This is a genomic window from Pseudomonas sp. LJDD11 (assembly GCF_024584215.1).
In the GTDB taxonomy this organism is placed as follows: domain Bacteria; phylum Pseudomonadota; class Gammaproteobacteria; order Pseudomonadales; family Pseudomonadaceae; genus Aquipseudomonas.
The window spans coordinates 87,948-106,643 of record NZ_JANJFL010000010.1 but is presented as its reverse complement, the minus strand read 5'-3'; the positions used below and the strand labels follow the sequence as shown (position 1 = coordinate 106,643).

Here is an 18,696-nt window from a genome sequence, read left to right as displayed (position 1 = left end):
AGAGCAGTCGCCAGCAAAGCTGCCTCCCACAGGACCGTGTTGTCCTTGACTGATCGGCATTACCCTGTAGGGGCGACCTCGGCTTGGGCGGATCACCCCGCTCGCTCCCAACCAATTACAAGTCAGAGCTTTCCCACAGCGAACACTGGGGTTATTCTTCAGTTCAATTCAACAGCCGTCGGGCGGCTAAAAAAGACCTTGAACGCACCCATAGAACCTCATCGTTTCATCCTCGAACCTTTCGAGGCCCATCGTTTCGCCAACCTGTGCGGACAATTCGACGAGCATCTGCGCCTGATCGAACAGCGCCTGGATATCGAGATCCGTAACCGGGGCAATCAGTTCGAGCTGATCGGCGACGCCCAACGCACGTCTTCTGCGGAAAACCTGCTGCGCTTGCTGTACCGGGAGACCAAAGGCTCTGACCTGACCCCGGACATGGTGCATCTGTTCCTCCAGGAGTCGGGCATCGAGGCCATGAATGCCGGTCCCGCCGCTGACCCCAGTGTCGCGCTGCGCACCAAGAAAGGCATGATCCGGCCGCGGGGTTTCAACCAGCAGCGCTACGTCAAATCGATTCTCGGCAACGACATCAACTTCGGCATCGGTCCGGCCGGTACCGGCAAGACCTACCTGGCGGTGGCTTGCGCCGTCGATGCGCTGGAGCGCGAGCAGATCCGCCGCATCCTGCTGGTGCGTCCGGCGGTCGAAGCGGGCGAGAAGCTGGGTTTTCTGCCCGGTGACCTGGCGCAGAAGATCGACCCCTACCTGCGTCCGCTCTACGATGCGCTTTACGAGATGCTCGGCTTCGAATACGTAGCCAAGCTGATCGAAAAGCAGGTCATCGAAATTGCTCCGCTGGCCTACATGCGTGGTCGCACCCTTAATAACAGCTTCATCATTCTCGACGAGAGTCAGAACACCACCGTCGAGCAGATGAAAATGTTCCTGACCCGTATTGGCTTCGGCTCCACCGCCGTGATCACCGGTGACATCACCCAGGTCGACCTGCCACGCGGCACAAAATCGGGCCTGGCGCACGTCATCGAGGTGCTCAAGGATGTGCCGGGTATCAGTTTCACCCACTTCAAGCCCAAAGATGTCGTGCGTCATCCGCTGGTGCAACGCATCGTCGAGGCCTACGAGCGCTTCGAAACGCAGCACGCCGACCCGGCCACGAACCAGCGGGGCGGCGACCGCGATGCTTGAGCTGGACCTGCAAATCGCCAGCAAGGATGCGGCACCGACTCAAGCCCAGTTTCGCCTGTGGTGTGAAATGGGCTTGCGCCAGCGCAAGGCCGACTCGGAAATGACCATCCGGCTGGTGGATGAAACCGAAGGCCGCGAGCTCAATCACATCTGGCGGCAAAAGGATTACGCCACCAACGTTCTGTCGTTCCCGGCCGACGTTCCTGACGAGTTGCTGGATATTCCGCTGCTTGGCGATCTGGTCATCTGCGTGGCAGTGGTCAATCGCGAAGCGCAGGAGCAAGGCAAGAGCGTTGATGCGCACTGGGCGCACATGGTTATCCATGGTTGCCTGCACCTGCTCGGCTACGACCACATCGACGATGAGGAAGCCGAAGAAATGGAAGCGCTGGAACGAACGTTGCTTGAGGAGCTGGGCTACCCGGATCCCTACGCGGACGACGAGAGCGACGAACCCCAACATTCAGACACACCACGCAAGGACCACGAGTAAGGGCCATGAGCGAAGATCGATCGAGCAACGGGCAAAAGTCATGGCTGGGCAAATTGACCCAGGCTTTTGCCCACGAGCCCAAAAACCGCCAGGAGCTGCTTGAGCTGCTGCGCGAAGCACACCAGAACAAACTGCTCGACAGCGAGGCACTGGCCATTGTCGAAGGCGCCATCCAGGTCGCAGACCTGCAGGTGCGCGACATCATGGTTCCGCGTTCGCAGATGATCAGTATCAAGGCGACGCAAAGCCCGCATGAATTTCTGCCGGCCGTCATCGACGCCGCGCACTCGCGTTACCCGGTCATTGGCGAGAGCCACGATGACGTGCTTGGCGTGCTGCTGGCCAAGGACCTGCTGCCCCTGATCCTCAAGCAGGACAGCAACCCCGACGACATCAAGAACCTGCTGCGCCCGGCCACGTTCGTGCCCGAGTCCAAGCGCCTCAACGTGCTGCTGCGTGAGTTTCGCGCCAATCACAACCACATGGCCATCGTCATTGACGAATACGGCGGCGTGGCGGGCCTGGTGACCATCGAAGACGTGCTGGAACAGATCGTCGGCGACATCGAAGACGAGCACGACGTCGAGGAAGACAGCTACATCAAGCCATTGCCCAGTGGTGACTTCCTGGTCAAGGCCCTGACCCCTATCGAGAGCTTCAACGAGTTCTTCGACAGCGAGTTTTCCGACGACGAGTTCGATACCGTCGGCGGCCTGGTCATGAATGCTTTCGGCCATCTGCCCAAGCGCAACGAGACCACCGAGATCGGCGCCTACCGTTTCCGCATTCTCAATGCCGACAGCCGCCGCATTCACCTGCTGCGCCTGAGCCCTGTTTCAAGAGTATGAGCCGTCTCTATTAAGGAAACCTGATGCGCTGGATCACCCGCCCCGGCTGGCCCGGTAACCTGCTGGCCGTGGCGGCCGGTGGCCTCACCACCCTGGCATTGGCGCCGTTCGACATCTGGCCGCTGGCCATGGTTGCCATTGCACTGTTCTACCTTGGCCTGCGCGATGTGAGTCCGCGTCAGGCACTGGTGCGGGGCTGGTGTTTCGGCTTCGGCCTGTTTGGCGCGGGGACCAGCTGGATCTACGTCAGCATCAACACCTACGGTGGCGCCTCAGCGCTGCTGGCAGGCCTGTTGATGCTGCTGTTCATCGCACTGATCGCCCTGTTCTTCGCCCTGCCAGCCTGGCTTTGGGCACGCTGGCTGCGACGCAGCGAGCGGCCGCTGGCCGATGCGCTGGCGTTCGCGGCACTGTGGGTTTTGCAAGAAACTTTCCGCGGCTGGTTCCTGACCGGTTTCCCGTGGCTGTACTCGGGCTATAGCCAGCTTGAGGGTCCATTGGCCGGACTGGCACCGGTCGGCGGCGTCTGGCTGGTGTCCTTTGCTCTCGCCTTGAGCGTTGCGCTGCTGTGCAACCTGCCGCGTCTGCGCAACCAGCCCTCATTGCTCGCGGCGGCAGTCGTGCTGCTGCTCGGTCCCTGGGCGGCAGGCCTGGCCCTGAAGGATCACGCCTGGACTTCGCCCTCCGGCAACCCCCTGACCGTCGCGGCGCTGCAAGGCAACGTCGAACAGATGCTCAAGTGGGACCCGGCGCACCTTAACGCGCAACTGGCGCTGTACCGCGACATGACCTTTCGCTCGCAACCGGTCGACCTGATTGTCTGGCCGGAAACCGCAGTGCCGGTGCTCAAGGAAATGGCCGAAGGTTACCTGACCATGATGGGCAACTTCGCCGGCGAGCGACGTTCGGCGCTGATTACCGGCGTGCCGGTGCGCGAACTCAGCGGCCGCGGCGAGTACCGCTATTACAACGCGATCACCGTCACCGGCGAGGGTGACGGCACTTACTTCAAGCAGAAACTGGTGCCCTTCGGCGAGTACGTACCGCTGCAGGATCTGCTGCGCGGCCTGATCGAGTTTTTCAACCTGCCGATGTCGGACTTTGCCCGCGGGCCAAATGACCAGGCGTTGTTGCAGGCCAAGGGTTACCAGATCGCGCCGTATATCTGTTACGAAGTGGTCTATCCGGAGTTCGCGGCCAGCCTGGCCGCCCGCAGCGACCTGCTGCTGACCGTGAGTAACGACACTTGGTTCGGCACCTCGATAGGCCCTCTGCAGCACCTGCAAATGGCGCAGATGCGCGCCCTTGAAGCAGGCCGCTGGATGATCCGCGCCACCAACAACGGGGTCACCGCCCTGATCGACCCGTATGGCCGCATCACCCGGCAAATTGCGCAGTTCGAACGTGGCGTGCTGTATGGCGAGGTGGTGCCGATGCATCACCTGACCCCGTACCTGCGCTGGCGCTCCTGGCCACTGGGGATTGTCTGCGCCGTGCTGCTGGGCTGGGCGTTCATCACCCGCCGCAAAACAGCATAACCGCCGCGGGTTACGGATACACCCACGGATACACCAGTGCTCCTGCTGCTTCGTTAAGCAGCAGGGCGCTCTGGCCAAAGGCACGGCTTTCCGGTAACCAGCCGCCGAAAGGTCGGGCATTGTCCACGCCCAGAAAACCCACCGGCGCGCCGATCACCGTAAAGCCAGCCTGCTCGAAACTCCAGCGTGCGCGGGGCATGTGCCAGGCCTGGGTGACCAGCACCACGCGGGTCAATCCCGACGGCGCCAGTTGCTGCGCGGTCATGGTCGCGTTTTCCCAAGTGGTGCGGCTGCGCTCTTCAAGCCAGCGCACACTGACGCCGAAATCCCGGCTCAATACATCACTCATGATCCGCGCCTCACTGGGCGGCTGGCCGTAGTGCAGACCTCCGCTGACCAGCAGTGGCAGCCCGCTGGCTTTGGCCAGGCGTGCGGCCATTTGCAAGCGTTGCAGGCCCATGTCGGTGGGCACATCTTCACCCCAGGCCGGCGCGTTACGCTCACGGCCATTGCCCAGCACCACGATCGCATCGGCCTGGTCGGCGAGTGTCGACCACTGCTCAAGCGCCAGTGGCGGCACCCGCTCCAGTTGCCGGGCAGCCTGCTCGACCGCCACCGGCAGGCTCATCAACCATAGGCCGCCCAGCCCCGTCACCCAGCACAGCAAGGCCAGGCGCGGTCGCGAACCACGCAACCACCAGCCCAGCACAAGCAGAAGCAACAGAACACCCGGAGGTAACAGCAGGGTTTTGAACAGATAACGCAAAGGCATCGGGCATCTCCATCGATGCCCGAAGCCTAGATTGATTGGTGCCAGGCAACAATGCCTGCTGAACGGGCCCGCAGCCCGCGATGATCAGAACTTGAAGAAATTCTGTGAATAACGGCCCGATCTGGCCACGGTGTTGGTCCGCCTCTTGTCTTCGAGCCAGATGACTCTGGCCAAATCCTGCGACACCCTGACTGGCACGGATCGCTCCGGTGCATCATTGAAGCTGCCCTCAGACTTACCCTTAACAGCCCCGTTTGCCGCCTTCACGCCTTTTTCAAGGTAGGCCTCGATCCACTCGAATTCAGCATCGCTCAACCCATCAAGTTCAAGCTCATCGGGTAACTCATTGCGAAGCCGGACTGCTGTGCTGGCCGTTTCCAGCGCAAGTCCGAGTCGATTGATCAAACGTTCATACAGCTCAGAAGTGACTACTGTGTGCTGCAACTCTGTCATCCGCTCACCTCTTTGAAGATAGGACATACCCTCGTTGTTGAGCTTAGCGCTGCTATTGAAACAGGCGGGAAACTGCGACAAACGGCAGGAACTGGCCAGCGAATGCGACGCTGGGCGGTTTTTTTGCCGCTCGCCAGCGCAATCAGGGTTTCCCTCGATAGACAGCGCTCATGTATGCTACGGCGTTTCCTGTCACTCCACTTGCGCTCTCCTGAGCCGGAACGCAGCGCCCAGCCCTCGTGCCGGGTGCCGAACGACTCGGCGAAGCGATGAAGAGGCCAAGGGTCACCACTCCTTAGTTAAAAGCAGCCATGCACGAACTCTATCAGCCCCGCGAAATCGAAGCCGCCGCCCAATCCTTCTGGGATGAGCAAAAGTCTTTTGCAGTCAGTGAACAGCCAGGCAAGGAGACTTTCTACTGCCTGTCGATGTTTCCTTACCCCAGCGGCAAGCTGCACATGGGTCATGTGCGCAACTACACCATCGGTGACGTGATTGCCCGTTACCATCGCATGCAGGGCAAGAACGTCCTGCAACCGATGGGTTGGGACGCTTTTGGCATGCCGGCAGAAAACGCCGCGATGAAGAACAACGTCGCGCCGGCCAAATGGACCTACGAAAACATTGCCTACATGAAGTCCCAGCTCAACAGCCTGGGCCTGGCAATCGACTGGTCCCGCGAAGTGACCACCTGCAAGCCCGACTACTATCGCTGGGAGCAGTGGCTGTTCACCCGCCTGTTCGAAAAAGGCGTGATTTATCGCAAGAACGGCACCGTCAACTGGGACCCGGTGGACCAGACCGTACTGGCCAACGAGCAGGTCATCGACGGCCGTGGCTGGCGTTCGGGCGCGCTGATCGAAAAGCGCGAAATCCCGATGTACTACTTCCGCATCACCGACTACGCAGACGAACTGCTCGAAAGCCTCGACGAACTGCCGGGCTGGCCTGAGCAGGTCAAAACCATGCAGCGCAACTGGATCGGCAAATCCCGCGGCATGGAAGTGCAATTCCCCTATGACCAGGCGAGCATCGGCCACGCCGGCGCGCTGAAAGTCTTCACCACCCGTGCCGACACGCTGATGGGCGCCACCTACGTGGCGGTGGCCGCCGAGCACCCGCTGGCCACCCAGGCCGCCGTCAACGACCCGGCGCTGCAGGCGTTCATCGAAGAATGCAAGAGCGGCAGCGTCGCCGAAGCCGACGTTGCCACCCAAGAGAAGAAGGGCATGCCCACTGCCCTGTTCGTCGAGCATCCGCTGACCGGCGAGAAACTGCCGGTGTGGGTCGCCAACTACGTGCTGATGCACTACGGCGACGGCGCAGTCATGGCCGTACCGGCCCACGACGAGCGCGACTTCGAATTTGCCCGCAAGTACAACCTGCCGATCAAGGCCGTGGTGCGCACCAGCGCTGGCGACGAGGTCGGTAGCGATTGGCAGGCCGCTTATGGCGAGCATGGCCAGTTGATCAATTCCGGTGAGTTCGACGGCCTGGACTTCCAGGGTGCCTTCGACGCCATCGAAGTGGCACTGATCAGCAAGCAACTGGGCAAATCCCGGACCCAGTTCCGCCTGCGCGACTGGGGCATCAGCCGCCAGCGCTACTGGGGCTGCCCGATCCCGATCATCCACTGCCCGTCCTGCGGCGACGTACCGGTGCCCGAAGATCAACTGCCGGTAAAACTGCCCGAAGACGTGGTGCCCGACGGCGCCGGTTCGCCACTGGCGCGCATGCCTGAGTTTTATGAGTGCAGCTGCCCGAAATGCGGCACTGCAGCCAAGCGCGAAACCGACACCATGGACACCTTCGTCGAGTCGTCGTGGTATTTCGCCCGCTATGCCTCGCCCAACTACGAAGGCGGCATGGTCGATCCGAAAGCGGCCAACCACTGGCTGCCGGTCGATCAGTACATTGGCGGTATCGAACACGCGATCCTGCACTTGCTGTATGCGCGCTTCTTCCACAAGCTGATGCGCGACGAAGGCCTGGTCACGTCCAACGAGCCGTTCAAGAACCTGCTGACCCAGGGCATGGTGGTCGCCGAAACCTACTACCGCACCGCCAGCAACGGCGGCAAGGACTGGTTCAACCCGGCCGACGTCGAAGTCGAGCGCGACGCCAAAGCCAAGATCATTGGCGCACGCCTGAAGACCGATGGCTTGCCGGTGGAAATTGGCGGCACCGAGAAGATGTCCAAGTCCAAGAACAACGGCGTGGATCCTCAGGCGATGATCGACGCCTACGGTGCCGACACCTGCCGCCTGTTCATGATGTTCGCCTCGCCACCTGACCAGAGCCTGGAATGGTCCGACTCCGGTGTCGAGGGCGCAAGCCGCTTCCTGCGTCGCGTCTGGCGCCTGGCCCATGCCCACGTCAGCCAGGGCCTGCCAGGCAAGCTGGACAGCACCGCACTGGACGACGCACAGAAAGCGGTACGCCGCTCCATCCATGCGGCCATCAAGCAGGCCAGCACTGATGTCGGTCAGTTCCACAAGTTCAACACCGCCATTGCCCAGGTAATGACCTTGATGAACGTGCTGGAGAAAGCCTCGCAAGCCAGCCAACAGGACCGCGCCTTGCTGCAAGAGGGGCTGGAAACCGTAGCCCTGCTGCTCGCGCCGATCACCCCGCACATCAGCCACGTGGTGTGGCAACAGCTCGGTCATGCCGGCGCCGTCATCGATGCAGCCTGGCCGGTACTGGATGAAAGTGCTCTGGTGCAGGACAGCCTGCAAGTGGTGGTTCAGGTCAACGGCAAGCTGCGCGGCCATATCGAAGTGTCGGCCAGTGCCAGCCGCGAAGAAGTCGAAGCCGCCGCCCGCGTCAACGAAAACGTGCTGCGCTTCCTCGACGGCCTGACCATCCGCAAGGTCATCGTCGTGCCAGGAAAACTGGTCAATATCGTCGCAAGCTGATGAGCCAGGCGCCCGGCCGGTCCGGGCGCCCGCCAATTTCCAGGGTACGCACAGCGTGCCCATACGGGTTCAAGGGGAGTATCAAGATGATCAAACGCAATCTGCTGGTGATCGGCATGGCCGTGGTATTGAGTGCCTGTGGCTTCCAGTTGCGTGGTACCGGCACCAACCAGTTGAGCATCACCGAGCTGGACGTAAGCGCCCGCAATGCTTACGGCGAGACCGTCACCCAGCTCAATCGCCTGCTCACCGCTGGCGGCGTCAAAGTCTACACCGGCGCACCGTACAAACTGGTCCTGGTCAACGAAGCCGAGACCCAGCGTACCGCCAGTTACTCCGGCTCTGGCCGTTCTGCCGAGAACCAGCTGACCTCGACCCTCAACTACGAAATCCGCGGTATCCAGGATCGCTTCCTGCTGGCTGACAAGATCTCTGTCGATCGCATTTATGTTCACGACGGCAACAACCTGACCGGCTCCGACCAGGAAGCCGCGCAGATCCGTCAGGAAATGCGTCACGATCTGGTACAGCGCATGCTGGCCCGTCTGCAACAGTTGACTCCGCAGCGTCTGGACCAATTGCAAGCCCAGGCTGATGAAGTGGCCCGTGCCGAGGAACAAGCGCGTCAGGAGGCCCAGCGCCTGCGTGACGAAACACCTCAGCAGTCACCTATCGAAATCCCCGGCCGCTAAGCCTCAGGGGCCAGTACGCTGGCCCCGAAGCTGCCTGACCATGAAGCTCGCCCCCGCCCAACTCGGCAAACACCTGCAAGGGACTCTCGCACCGGTCTATGTGATCAGTGGCGATGACCCCCTGCTTTGCCAGGAAGCTGCTGACGCCATTCGCGCAGCAGCGCGCCTGCAAGGCTTCGACGAACGTCAGGTGTTCAGCGCCGACAGCAACTTTGACTGGGGCACCCTGCTCCAGGCCGGCGCCAGCCTGTCGCTGTTCGCTGAACGGCGTCTGCTGGAACTGCGCCTGCCCTCGGGCAAGCCCGGTGACAAGGGCGCTGCGGCGCTGATCGAGTATTGCTCGCGCCCGGCTGAAGATACGCTGCTGCTGATCAGCCTGCCCAAGCTTGACGGGAGCGCGCAGAAAACCAAGTGGGGCAAGGCACTGATCGACGGCCAACACTGCCAGTTCGTCCAGATCTGGCCGGTGGACGCCGGCCAGTTGCCACAGTGGATCCGCCAACGTCTGTCCCAGGCCGGGCTGGCGGCCACCCAGGACGCGGTGGAACTGATTGCCGCACGGGTCGAAGGCAACCTGTTGGCTGCCGCTCAGGAAATCGAAAAGCTCAAGCTGATGGCCGAAGCCGGCCAGATCACGGTGGACACCGTGCAGGCTGCGGTGGCTGACAGCGCGCGGTTCGATGTATTCGGCCTGACCGACGCGGTGCTCAATGGCGAAGCCGCGCATGCACTGCGCATTCTTGAAGGGTTGCGCGGCGAGGGCGTAGAGACGCCGGTCGTGCTTTGGGCCCTGACCCGCGAGCTGCGCTCGCTGGCGACCATGGCCATGCAATACAACCAGGGCATGCCGCTGGACAAAGTGTTCAGCTCGGCGCGCCCGCCGGTCTGGGACAAACGCAAGCCGTTGATGAGCAAAGCCCTGCAACGGCTGTCCAGCAAGCGCTGGAACCAGCTGTTGCTCGAAGCCCAGCGCATTGATGAGCAGATCAAGGGCCAGGCACCAGGCTCGGCCTGGAGCAGCCTGGGCCGCCTGGCACTGTTGATGGCAGGCCAGCGCCTGGCGCTGCCTGCCGAGTAGCAGCGGCTTGAGCCGCGAAAGCCTCGCATCACGAACTGTTCAGATAAGCGCTGCATGCCTTTGCGGGAACGAGCTCGCTCGTGAAGGGGCCGGCAAAGTCACAGCAGATGTCGTGTTTTCACTGGCTTCTTCGTCGGTATGTCGCCCAGACCAAGCTCGCGCCCACCGGGGCATAAAGCACTTAACTGAACACTATTGCGGCCAAAGCCGCTCTTGCAGTGGCGGTCTGCATGATAGTGCAGAGCTATTGGACAACGCCGCCCACAAGCCTGATGATGCGCCCCGTTCAACCCATCGGGGAATCCTGCCATGAGCCAGAAAAAACGGCCCAACAAAGCCAAGTCCATCGTCGCCCAGCCACTGTTCCGTTGTCGTCAGGAACGCCCGGCCAAGGGCAAAGGCAGTTACCAGCGCGAAGCCTTCCAGTCAAAAAACTGGGAGGCTTCCTGCTTTATGGCGGCTTGATAAATGCCGTTACTTTCCAAGCCCCTGCAACGTTGCGGGCATGTTAAGGTCTGCATCTAAACGGTATTCCTTTCTGGACCCCAGCATGCATTTCTGTTTGACCCAGCCCTGGCCGTTGCGCCAGCTGATCGCCGCCTCCAGCCTCGTTGCACTGGTCGCCTGCGCTGAAAAGCCCACCGCCGCCGATGCCACGCCTCTGCAAACCAGCAAAACCAATGCTCCAGCGGTTCTGACGCCAGTCGCTCCGCTGCAGGTCGACCAGAATCTGGCGATCGCGCCGACCATCAGCTTTGCCGAATGGCAGTCGGGCTTTCGCAACCAGGCCTTGCAGGCCGGCATCCGTGGTGAGGTGTTCGACAAGGCCTTCGCCGGGGTGACGCCGGACATGAGCGTGGTCAAGGCCGACCGCAGCCAGCCCGAGTTCAGCCGGCCGGTGTGGGAGTACCTCGATAACGCCATTTCCAATTCCCGGGTGCGCAAGGGCCAGGCGCTGCTGACCCAGTACGCCAGCGAGCTGCAGAGCATTGAGCAGCGCTATGGCGTCGACCGCCAGGCGCTGGTAGCGGTCTGGGGCATGGAGAGCAACTTCGGCCAGTTCCAGGGCTCACAGTCGGTGATCCGCTCGCTGGCGACCCTGGCTTATGAAGGCCGGCGCCCGGCCTTCGCGCAAAACCAGCTGCTCGCGGCGCTGCAGATTCTTCAGCAAGGTGATATCACCCCGGAACGCATGCTGGGTTCCTGGGCCGGCGCCATGGGCCAGACCCAATTCATGCCCACCACTTACCACACCCATGCGGTGGACTTCGACGGTGACGGCCGCCGTGATATCTGGAACAGCCCGGTAGATGCCCTGGCATCCGCTGCCCATTACCTGCAAAGCTCAGGCTGGCAACGTGGCCAGCCTTGGGGTTATGAAGTGGTGCTGGGCGGCGATTTCGACTATGCCCTGGCCGACCCGACAGTGCGCAAGAACCTGGCGCAGTGGCAGGCGCTGGGGGTCAAACTGCCCGACGGCTCGGCGCTACCATTGGCGGCCAGCCAGCAACAGGCCTCGTTGCTTTTGCCAGCGGGCTATCGTGGCCCGGCCTTCCTGGTGCTGGACAACTTCCGCGCCGTGCTCAAGTACAACAACTCAACCTCTTACGCGATGGCGATCAACCTGCTGGCCGATCGGCTCAAGGGCGCAGGGTTTATCGTAGGCAACTGGCCAAAGAGCGATCTGCCGTTGAGCCGCTCCGAGCGTATCGAGTTGCAGAGCCTGCTCAGTGCCCGTCAGTACGACGCTGGCGCGCCGGACGGGATAATCGGTGCCAATACCCGCAAGGCGATCCGCAGCGCCCAGCAGGCCTTTGGCTGGCCGGCGGACGGCTATCCGACCCATGAGTTGCTCAACGCCCTGCGCAAGCCCGCATCCTGATTCAGATCGGCCGGGGCGGCTTGCGAAACGCCGTCTGCTGCCGCTACCCGCCACGGCGCCGATCCAGCATTGGGCGGCGCCTGGCTAATATCGGCTCCAGGAGCAAGCGCAATCAACAGCAACAGACAGCACAAATAAAAAGGGCCGGATATCACTATCCGGCCCTTTTGCTTTTCAGCCTGGGATCACAGGGCTTTCTTGGCGATCTTGGCTTGCTCGTCAGCGTGGTACGAAGAGCGGACCAACGGGCCGGAGGCGACGTTCTTGAAGCCCATGCGGTAGCCTTCCTCGGCGAACCAGGCAAAGGTGTCGGGGTGTACGAAGCGTTGCACCGGCAGGTGGTTGCGCGAAGGTTGCAGGTACTGACCCAGGGTCAGCATGTCGATGTCATGTTCGCGCATGCGCTGCATGACCTCGATCACTTCGTCGTCGGTCTCGCCCAGGCCCAGCATCAGACCGGATTTGGTCGGTACATGCGGCACCATCTGCTTGAAGCGTTGCAGGAGGGTCAGCGACCACTGATAGTCCGAACCCGGCCGCGCAGCTTTGTACAGGCGCGGTACGGTTTCCAGGTTGTGGTTGAACACATCCGGCGGCTCGGCTGCGGTGATTTCCAGGGCCACGTCCATCCGCCCACGGTAGTCAGGCACCAGGGTTTCCAGTTGCACGTTGGGCGACAGGGCGCGGATTTCGCGGATACAGTCAGCGAAGTGCTGGGCACCGCCGTCGCGCAGGTCGTCGCGGTCGACGGAGGTGATCACCACGTACTTCAGGCGCAGGTCGGCGATGGCCACCGCCAGGTTGTGCGGCTCATCGACGTCCAGTGGCTTCGGACGACCATGGCCCACGTCGCAGAACGGGCAACGACGGGTGCAGATGTCGCCCATGATCATGAACGTCGCGGTGCCACCGGAGAAGCACTCGCCAAGGTTCGGGCAGGACGCCTCTTCACAGACACTGTGCAGCTTGTGCTTGCGCAGCAATTGCTTGATGCGGTCGACTTCCGGCGAAACCGGGATACGGACGCGAATCCAGTCGGGTTTTTTCGGCAGTTCTACGGTCGGAATGATCTTGACCGGGATGCGTGCGACTTTTTCCGCGCCGCGCAGCTTCACGCCGGCTTCGACTTTGGGACGGGGCGCGCGTTCGGAAATGTCGAGCGCGGGGATCAGGGTTTGCACGGTTTCAGTCATATCAGTCTATTCCGCCCGTAAGGGTCGCCTGCTCAGCATAGTCGAGGTGTCTGACGAGCTGCGCACGCAGCCGGGCACTTACCTCGGCAAATTCTATTGACCCGGCATGTTCGCTCAGCTGGGTCATCTTCAGCCCCGCATAACCGCAGGGATTGATGCGCCGGAACGGTTCCAGGTCCATGTCGACGTTCAACGCCAGGCCATGAAACGAACAACCGTTGCGAATGCGCAGGCCGAGCGACGCGATTTTCGCGCCGTCGACATAGACACCTGGTGCATCGGCCTTGGCCGCTGCAGTAACACCGTAGCTGCCCAGCAACTGGATCAGGCTGTTCTCGATCCGGGTAACAAGATCGCGAACACCACAGCCCTTGCGCCTGACATCCAGCAGCAGATAGGCAACCAGTTGACCAGGGCCATGATAAGTCACCTGGCCACCACGATCGACCTGCACGACCGGAATATCTCCGGGCAACAGCAGATGCTCGGCCTTGCCGGACTGCCCCTGGGTAAATACCGGCGGGTGCTCGACCAGCCAGACCTCATCGGCAGCCTCGCGGCTACGGGTGTCGGTAAAACGCTGCATCGCCTGCCAGGCCTGGCGGTAATCGACCAGACCCAGTTCACGAATGCCCAGTACATCGCTCATCAGAGCACCATGTGCACGATACCTGTCGCGCGCAAGGCGCTGTTGATATCGCGCAGTTGCTCTTCGCCGGTGGCGACGATGTGCAGTTGTACCGTGGTGTACTTGCCGTTGCTGCTTTGGCGCTCGGCCAGGGTGTCGATATCCACCGTGGCGTACTTGCTGAGGATCTCGATCACAGTATCAGTAAAGCCCACACCGGTATCACCGATCACCTTGATCGGGTAGTCGTTGCAGGGAAACTCGATTTTTGGCGACTGGACGTCGGTATCGGTCATGGCAGTAAAGGTCTCACAAGCCGTAAAGACGGACACGCCGCTGGTCCCAGGCAAGGACAAGCGGCGAAAAGATCGGCATTGATCAGGGCACACACAATAATCGGTTACGCGGGGTCAGGCGCCGTAACGGAGCGGCTTGCCTGACCCAGGCTCGCGATCTGCGTGCGAACCCGAATTAATTGAACAGGCCGAAGAAGAACAGGCGAATGCTATCCCACACGCGGCGGAAAAAGCCACCTTCCTCAACAGCATCGAGTGCGATCAGGTCAGCGGTGTGTATCACTTTGTCGTCCATGCGCACTTCAACCTTGCCGATAACATCGCCTTTGGCGATAGGCGCGATGAGCTGCGGATTCATGGTCATGCTGGCCGACAGCTTCTTCATTTGCCCTTTAGGCATGGTCAGGCTCAGATCCGACGCCAGGCCAGCCTTGACCTGACGTGTTGCACCTTTCCAGACCGGAGCCTGGGCCAGCTCTTGGCCTTTCTGGTAGAAGTTCTGGGTTTCGAAGAAACGGAAACCGTAGGTCAGCAGCTTCTGGGTTTCAGCCGCACGGGCCTGCTCGCTGTTGGTGCCGAAGACCACGGCGATCAGACGAGTGCCATCACGTACCGCCGACGACACCAGGCAGTAGCCAGCCTCTTCGGTGTGACCGGTCTTCAGGCCATCAACTGTCTTGTCGCGCCACAGCAGCAGGTTACGGTTAGGCTGCTTGATGCCGTTCCAGAAGAACTCTTTCTGCGAGTAGATCGCATAGTGCGCCGGATCTTCGTTGATGATCGCGCGGGCCAGCTTGGCCATGTCGTGCGCCGAGGAGTAGTGCTCGGGGTGCGGCAGGCCGGTGGGGTTCATGAAGTGGGTGTTGGTCAGCTTGAGGTCGGCCGAGGTCTTGTTCATCAGGTCGGCAAACGCGTCTTCACTGCCGGCGATGTGCTCGGCAATCGCCACACTGGCATCGTTACCCGACTGAATGATCACGCCGTGCAGCAGATCACTGACGCTGACCTGGCTGCCAACCTTGATGAACATCCGCGAGCCACCGGTGCGCCAGGCATTTTCACTGACGGTTACCGGGTCATTTTCACCGATCTGGCCACGACGGATTTCCAGGGTCGCGATATAGGCGGTCATCAGTTTGGTCAGGCTGGCTGGCGGCAGACGCTGGTCGCCGTTGCTCTCCACCAGAACGTTACCGCTGGCGGCATCCATCAGCACGTAGGACTTGGCGGCCAACTGCGGTGCAGCCGGTGTCATCTGCTCTACGGCCCATGCAGTGGGGGCGATCATCAGTGGCACTAGCAGGCACAGACGTTTTGCGAAGGTTGTGATGTTCATCCGTCTCTCGAAATTGCTGAATGGGCAGATATGCCCTCGCGGGCAAAACTCAAGGATCCGTCGCAGGCAGCGCCGCCCACGAGGTCCCGTAATGCCAGGCCAAACCTGGCAGGCAAGCCCCACAGGGCATTGCCGTCTACAACGCCGCCTCCTGCTCTGCACGGCAGATTGAGGCACGCTGCGCACCACCGGCGCACATGTCGCCGGCAGCGGTGGATCAATCGGCGGTTACCACACTGGGTTGCCCCAGGTTGGCCGACCTTATGCTGTCCTGCAGTTGCTGGGCCTCACCCTGCGTCGCCACCGGCCCCATCCGCACGCGATAGAGCGTCTGCTGGTTGCGGGCGATGGAACTGACGAACACCGGTGCGCGGACCATCGTGCTCAGCTTCGAGCGCAGCAGCTCCGCAGCATCCGGATTGGCGAAGGCTCCGACCTGGAGAAACAGCCCATCGGCTGATCCTGAAGCGTTTTTTTTTGCCTCGTCCTGCAAGGGTACAGGCGGCGCGGCGTGTTGCTGAGGCGGCGGTGTCCATTGCTCGATGGTCCCGGCCGAGGCAGTGATCACCGGCGCGGCGGGCTTGGGAGCCGGCTGTGCCTGGGCCATCATCAACGGCGCCGAGCGGCCACGCTGGGCCCACCACTCCTGAGGATCGATGCCTTCGACCTTGACCCGCGCCGTGCCGCTTTCGGCATAGCCAAGCTTCTTGGCCGCAGCATAGGACAGATCGATGATCCGGTCCGAATAGAACGGCCCGCGATCGTTGACCCGCAGTACCACAGTGCGGTTGTTGTCGAGGTTGGTGACCTTCACGTAGGTCGGCAGCGGCAAGGTCTTGTGCGCGGCACTCATGCCATACAGGTCATAGACTTCGCCGTTGGCGGTGTTCTGGCCGTGGAACTTGGTGCCATACCAGGATGCCGTACCGGTGGCCACATAGCGCCGACCATCGTTCATCGGAAAATAACTCTTGCCCAACACGGTGTAGGGGTTGGCCTTGAAGGCACCGGTGTGCAGGGTCGGGGTGGCGTCGGGAATCTTCGAGATATCCACATCCCACCATGGCGCGCCATCCTTGTGGGCGCGGTTGATGTCCAGCCCCGGCGCAGAGCGCACGGCCTGACTGCCGCTGTGTTGCGGTGAGCGGCTGGACGACGAGCAACTGGCAAGCACCAGACCGATCCCGACATACACCAGCAATTTGAATGAGGTACTTGCCCGCATTACTTGACGCCTCGAGCTTGAACCAGAGATTCGGAGAGCTGATGCACGGCCATGGCGTACATCACACTCCGGTTATAGCGAGTGATCGCGTAAAAATTGTTCAACCCTATCCAGTATTCGGGCCCGTTGTCACCCTCCAGGCGAAACGCGGTCACTGGCAGGTCATCGCGCAGCGCATCATGACTTGCCCAGCCCAGGCCTCGCAACTCTCCCAGGCTCATGACCGGATCAAGCCCAGGGCTCAGGCCCTGCTCGGCTTGCGCGCCCGAGACATTGGCGCGGCTGACCACTGGCTGGCCCGCTGCCCAGCCGTGACGCTTGAAATAACTGGCAACACTGCCGATGGCATCGTCCGGATCAGTCCAGATGTTGATATGGCCATCACCGTCGAAATCTACCGCATAGGCGCGAAAGCTGCTGGGCATGAACTGCGGCAGCCCCATCGCCCCGGCATAGGAGCCCTTGATGGTCAGCGGGTCGATCTGCTGTTCACGGGCCAGCAGCAGGTACTCGCGCAGCTCTTTGCGAAAGAACGTGGCGCGTGGCGGATAGTCGAAACCCAGGGTCGAAAGTGCATCGATCACCCGGTAATTACCGGTATTACGACCGAAAAATGTTTCTACGCCGATGATCGCGACAATGACTTGGGCAGGCACTCCGTACTCGCGCTCGGCACGTGCCAAGGTGGCCTCGTGCTGACGCCAGAAATCCACGCCACGGGCGATCCGCGCTTCGGTGATGAACATCGGCCGGTATTCTTTCCACGGCTTGACCCGCTCCGCTGGCCGGGAGATCGCATCGAGAATTGCCTGCTTGCGCTCCACATCACGGAACACACCCACCAGTTGTTCGCCGGCAAAGCCGTAGTCGCGGGTCATCTCGGCGACAAACTCGGCGACCTGCGGCGAGCCATCGTAGGAACCGGCCACAGCCTCCTGAAGCGAGCCCAGGAGGCTCATCAGGCTGACCAGCGGTACGTAGCGAGCCAGGTTGCGCGCTGCTTGCATTGAATAGTTCACCTTAATCAAGCCTGTGCAATCCATTTGCGGTGGGTATGAATCGACATCAAAACGCCAAACGCTGACAGCAAGGTCACGAGTGAAGTTCCGCCATAACTAATGAAGGGCAATGGAACCCCCACCACCGGCAGCAGACCGCTGACCATGCCGATGTTGACGAAGACGTATACAAAGAAGGTCATGGTCAGTGCTCCGGCCAGCAACTTGCCGAACAGCGTCTGGGCCTGGGCGGTGATCACCAGCCCACGACCAATCAACAGCAGGTAGACGATCAGCAGCGCGCAGATGCCGACCAGGCCGAACTCTTCACCGAGCACCGCAATGATGAAGTCGGTGTGGCTCTCTGGCAGAAAGTCCAGGTGCGACTGGGTGCCCAGCAGCCAGCCTTTGCCGAATACGCCGCCCGAACCAATCGCCGCCTTGGACTGGATGATGTTCCAGCCGGTGCCCAGCGGGTCGCTTTCCGGATCAAGGAAGGTCAGTACCCGCTGTTTCTGGTAGTCATGCATGAAGAACATCCACATGACCACAGAAGCGGGCACGATGGCCGCCACCACACTCAGAATCCAGCGCCAGCGCAACCCGGCCATGAACAGCACGAAAGCACCGGAGGCCAGGATCAACAATGAGGTGCCCAGGTCAGGCTGACGCACGATCAGCACAAAGGGAACGCCGATCAGGCCAAGACTGACCACCACATGCTTGAGCTGCGGCGGCAGGCTGCGCTTGGACAGATACCAGGCAATCGTGGCCGGCATGAGAATCTTGAGAAACTCCGAGGGCTGGAAGCGGATCACCCCGGGGATGTTGATCCAGCGGGTCGCCCCCATGGCGTTATGGCCCATGATGTCGACCACCACCAGTAACAGCACGCCAACCACATAGCCGACCGGCACCCAGCGGGCCATGAACCGGGGTTCGAACTGGGCGATGATGACCATCGCCACCATGCCGATGCCGAACGAACTGGCCTGTTTGAGCAGCAGATCCCAGTTCTTGCCGCTGGCCGAATACAGCACGAACAGGCTGCCGGCCGCCAGAATCAGCAGCAGCACCAGCAATGGCCCGTCGATATGAATGCGCTGCAGCAGCGTCGCCCGGCGACGCATCACGTCT

The 18,696-nt window shown here is 61.5% G+C and carries 18 protein-coding genes; 9 read left to right on the top strand and 9 right to left on the bottom strand.

From position 1 onward, the window contains the following. The first annotated feature begins 198 nt into the window (after positions 1-198). From NRB16_RS13865 to lnt, 4 genes are read left to right on the top strand one after another with little or no spacing between them, the layout of a single operon-like run. On the top strand, positions 199-1,209 hold the full coding sequence (locus NRB16_RS13865) for a PhoH family protein (RefSeq protein ID WP_253142166.1): 1,011 nt from the start codon (positions 199-201) through the stop codon (positions 1,207-1,209). Next, positions 1,202-1,702: an rRNA maturation RNase YbeY gene (ybeY, locus tag NRB16_RS13860; RefSeq protein WP_045487392.1), complete on the top strand. Its 501-nt coding sequence runs from the start codon at positions 1,202-1,204 to the stop codon at positions 1,700-1,702. The genes NRB16_RS13865 and ybeY overlap by 8 nt, the downstream gene beginning before the upstream one ends. A 5-nt stretch (positions 1,703-1,707) precedes the next feature. Continuing rightward, entirely contained in the window at positions 1,708-2,550 is an 843-nt protein-coding gene (locus NRB16_RS13855; protein WP_045487388.1) for an HlyC/CorC family transporter, read from the top strand. A 23-nt stretch (positions 2,551-2,573) separates the two neighbouring features. Then, positions 2,574-4,088, top strand: coding sequence for an apolipoprotein N-acyltransferase (gene lnt / locus NRB16_RS13850; RefSeq protein WP_257106341.1), 1,515 nt, complete (start codon positions 2,574-2,576; stop codon positions 4,086-4,088). A 10-nt stretch (positions 4,089-4,098) separates the two neighbouring features. Here the strand turns inward: lnt and NRB16_RS13845 are convergent, their stop codons facing one another. Together NRB16_RS13845 and NRB16_RS13840 are read right to left on the bottom strand one after the other, a co-directional pair. Then, entirely contained in the window at positions 4,099-4,860 is a 762-nt protein-coding gene (locus NRB16_RS13845; protein ID WP_253142491.1) for a YdcF family protein, read from the bottom strand. 84 nt (positions 4,861-4,944) lie between these two features. Then, positions 4,945-5,313 (bottom strand): hypothetical protein, encoded by a 369-nt coding sequence (locus NRB16_RS13840; RefSeq protein ID WP_253142492.1) that lies wholly within the window; start codon positions 5,311-5,313, stop codon positions 4,945-4,947. A 311-nt stretch (positions 5,314-5,624) separates the two neighbouring features. On the opposite strand from NRB16_RS13840, the gene leuS reads away from it, so the two are divergent. The 5 genes from leuS (at position 5,625) to NRB16_RS13815 (ending at position 11,883) form a co-directional block, all read left to right on the top strand. Continuing rightward, positions 5,625-8,231 (top strand): leucine--tRNA ligase, encoded by a 2,607-nt coding sequence (gene leuS / locus NRB16_RS13835; protein WP_257106340.1) that lies wholly within the window; start codon positions 5,625-5,627, stop codon positions 8,229-8,231. An 86-nt stretch (positions 8,232-8,317) separates the two neighbouring features. Next, complete coding sequence (lptE, locus tag NRB16_RS13830; RefSeq protein ID WP_045487370.1) at positions 8,318-8,923, top strand: LPS assembly lipoprotein LptE; 606 nt, start codon at positions 8,318-8,320, stop codon at positions 8,921-8,923. Between the two features lie 40 nt (positions 8,924-8,963). Beyond that, positions 8,964-10,001, top strand: coding sequence for a DNA polymerase III subunit delta (gene holA, locus NRB16_RS13825; RefSeq protein WP_253142493.1), 1,038 nt, complete (start codon positions 8,964-8,966; stop codon positions 9,999-10,001). A 309-nt stretch (positions 10,002-10,310) separates the two neighbouring features. Continuing rightward, positions 10,311-10,466 carry an alternative ribosome rescue factor ArfA gene (gene arfA, locus NRB16_RS13820; protein WP_253114943.1) on the top strand — a complete coding sequence of 52 codons (156 nt, stop codon included), beginning with the start codon at positions 10,311-10,313 and terminating at the stop codon, positions 10,464-10,466. A gap of 85 nt (positions 10,467-10,551) precedes the next feature. Further along, entirely contained in the window at positions 10,552-11,883 is a 1,332-nt protein-coding gene (locus NRB16_RS13815; protein WP_045487362.1) for a lytic murein transglycosylase, read from the top strand. A 185-nt stretch (positions 11,884-12,068) separates the two neighbouring features. On the opposite strand, the gene lipA is transcribed toward NRB16_RS13815, so the two are convergent. The 7 genes from lipA to rodA form a co-directional block, all read right to left on the bottom strand. After that, positions 12,069-13,076 (bottom strand): lipoyl synthase, encoded by a 1,008-nt coding sequence (gene lipA / locus NRB16_RS13810; RefSeq protein WP_045487360.1) that lies wholly within the window; start codon positions 13,074-13,076, stop codon positions 12,069-12,071. A 1-nt stretch (position 13,077) separates the two neighbouring features. Next, entirely contained in the window at positions 13,078-13,725 is a 648-nt protein-coding gene (lipB, locus tag NRB16_RS13805) for a lipoyl(octanoyl) transferase LipB (protein WP_045487357.1), read from the bottom strand. Further along, positions 13,725-14,000 (bottom strand): DUF493 domain-containing protein, encoded by a 276-nt coding sequence (locus NRB16_RS13800; RefSeq protein ID WP_045487354.1) that lies wholly within the window; start codon positions 13,998-14,000, stop codon positions 13,725-13,727. Before NRB16_RS13800 ends, lipB begins: the two co-directional genes overlap by 1 nt. A gap of 175 nt (positions 14,001-14,175) precedes the next feature. Next, positions 14,176-15,336 carry a D-alanyl-D-alanine carboxypeptidase family protein gene (locus NRB16_RS13795; RefSeq protein WP_045487351.1) on the bottom strand — a complete coding sequence of 387 codons (1,161 nt, stop codon included), beginning with the start codon at positions 15,334-15,336 and terminating at the stop codon, positions 14,176-14,178. A gap of 217 nt (positions 15,337-15,553) precedes the next feature. After that, complete coding sequence (locus tag NRB16_RS13790) at positions 15,554-16,561, bottom strand: septal ring lytic transglycosylase RlpA family protein (protein WP_257106339.1); 1,008 nt, start codon at positions 16,559-16,561, stop codon at positions 15,554-15,556. Beyond that, complete coding sequence (gene mltB, locus NRB16_RS13785) at positions 16,561-17,568, bottom strand: lytic murein transglycosylase B (RefSeq protein WP_045487345.1); 1,008 nt, start codon at positions 17,566-17,568, stop codon at positions 16,561-16,563. Before mltB ends, NRB16_RS13790 begins: the two co-directional genes overlap by 1 nt. A gap of 17 nt (positions 17,569-17,585) precedes the next feature. Then, positions 17,586-18,689, bottom strand: coding sequence for a rod shape-determining protein RodA (gene rodA / locus NRB16_RS13780; RefSeq protein ID WP_045494235.1), 1,104 nt, complete (start codon positions 18,687-18,689; stop codon positions 17,586-17,588). Positions 18,690-18,696: the final 7 nt, after the last annotated feature.

Coding starts and splice junctions, on each gene's coding strand:
- ybeY (WP_045487392.1), top strand. CDS start 1,202: ATGCTTGAGCTGGACCTGCAAATCGCCAGCAAGGATGCGGCACCGACT.
- NRB16_RS13855 (WP_045487388.1), top strand. CDS start 1,708: ATGAGCGAAGATCGATCGAGCAACGGGCAAAAGTCATGGCTGGGCAAA.
- lnt (WP_257106341.1), top strand. CDS start 2,574: ATGCGCTGGATCACCCGCCCCGGCTGGCCCGGTAACCTGCTGGCCGTG.
- NRB16_RS13845 (WP_253142491.1), bottom strand. CDS start 4,860: ATGCCTTTGCGTTATCTGTTCAAAACCCTGCTGTTACCTCCGGGTGTT.
- NRB16_RS13840 (WP_253142492.1), bottom strand. CDS start 5,313: ATGACAGAGTTGCAGCACACAGTAGTCACTTCTGAGCTGTATGAACGT.
- leuS (WP_257106340.1), top strand. CDS start 5,625: ATGCACGAACTCTATCAGCCCCGCGAAATCGAAGCCGCCGCCCAATCC.
- lptE (WP_045487370.1), top strand. CDS start 8,318: ATGATCAAACGCAATCTGCTGGTGATCGGCATGGCCGTGGTATTGAGT.
- holA (WP_253142493.1), top strand. CDS start 8,964: ATGAAGCTCGCCCCCGCCCAACTCGGCAAACACCTGCAAGGGACTCTC.
- arfA (WP_253114943.1), top strand. CDS start 10,311: ATGAGCCAGAAAAAACGGCCCAACAAAGCCAAGTCCATCGTCGCCCAG.
- NRB16_RS13815 (WP_045487362.1), top strand. CDS start 10,552: ATGCATTTCTGTTTGACCCAGCCCTGGCCGTTGCGCCAGCTGATCGCC.
- lipA (WP_045487360.1), bottom strand. CDS start 13,076: ATGACTGAAACCGTGCAAACCCTGATCCCCGCGCTCGACATTTCCGAA.
- lipB (WP_045487357.1), bottom strand. CDS start 13,725: ATGAGCGATGTACTGGGCATTCGTGAACTGGGTCTGGTCGATTACCGC.
- NRB16_RS13800 (WP_045487354.1), bottom strand. CDS start 14,000: ATGACCGATACCGACGTCCAGTCGCCAAAAATCGAGTTTCCCTGCAAC.
- NRB16_RS13795 (WP_045487351.1), bottom strand. CDS start 15,336: ATGAACATCACAACCTTCGCAAAACGTCTGTGCCTGCTAGTGCCACTG.
- NRB16_RS13790 (WP_257106339.1), bottom strand. CDS start 16,561: ATGCGGGCAAGTACCTCATTCAAATTGCTGGTGTATGTCGGGATCGGT.
- mltB (WP_045487345.1), bottom strand. CDS start 17,568: ATGCAAGCAGCGCGCAACCTGGCTCGCTACGTACCGCTGGTCAGCCTG.
- rodA (WP_045494235.1), bottom strand. CDS start 18,689: ATGCGTCGCCGGGCGACGCTGCTGCAGCGCATTCATATCGACGGGCCA.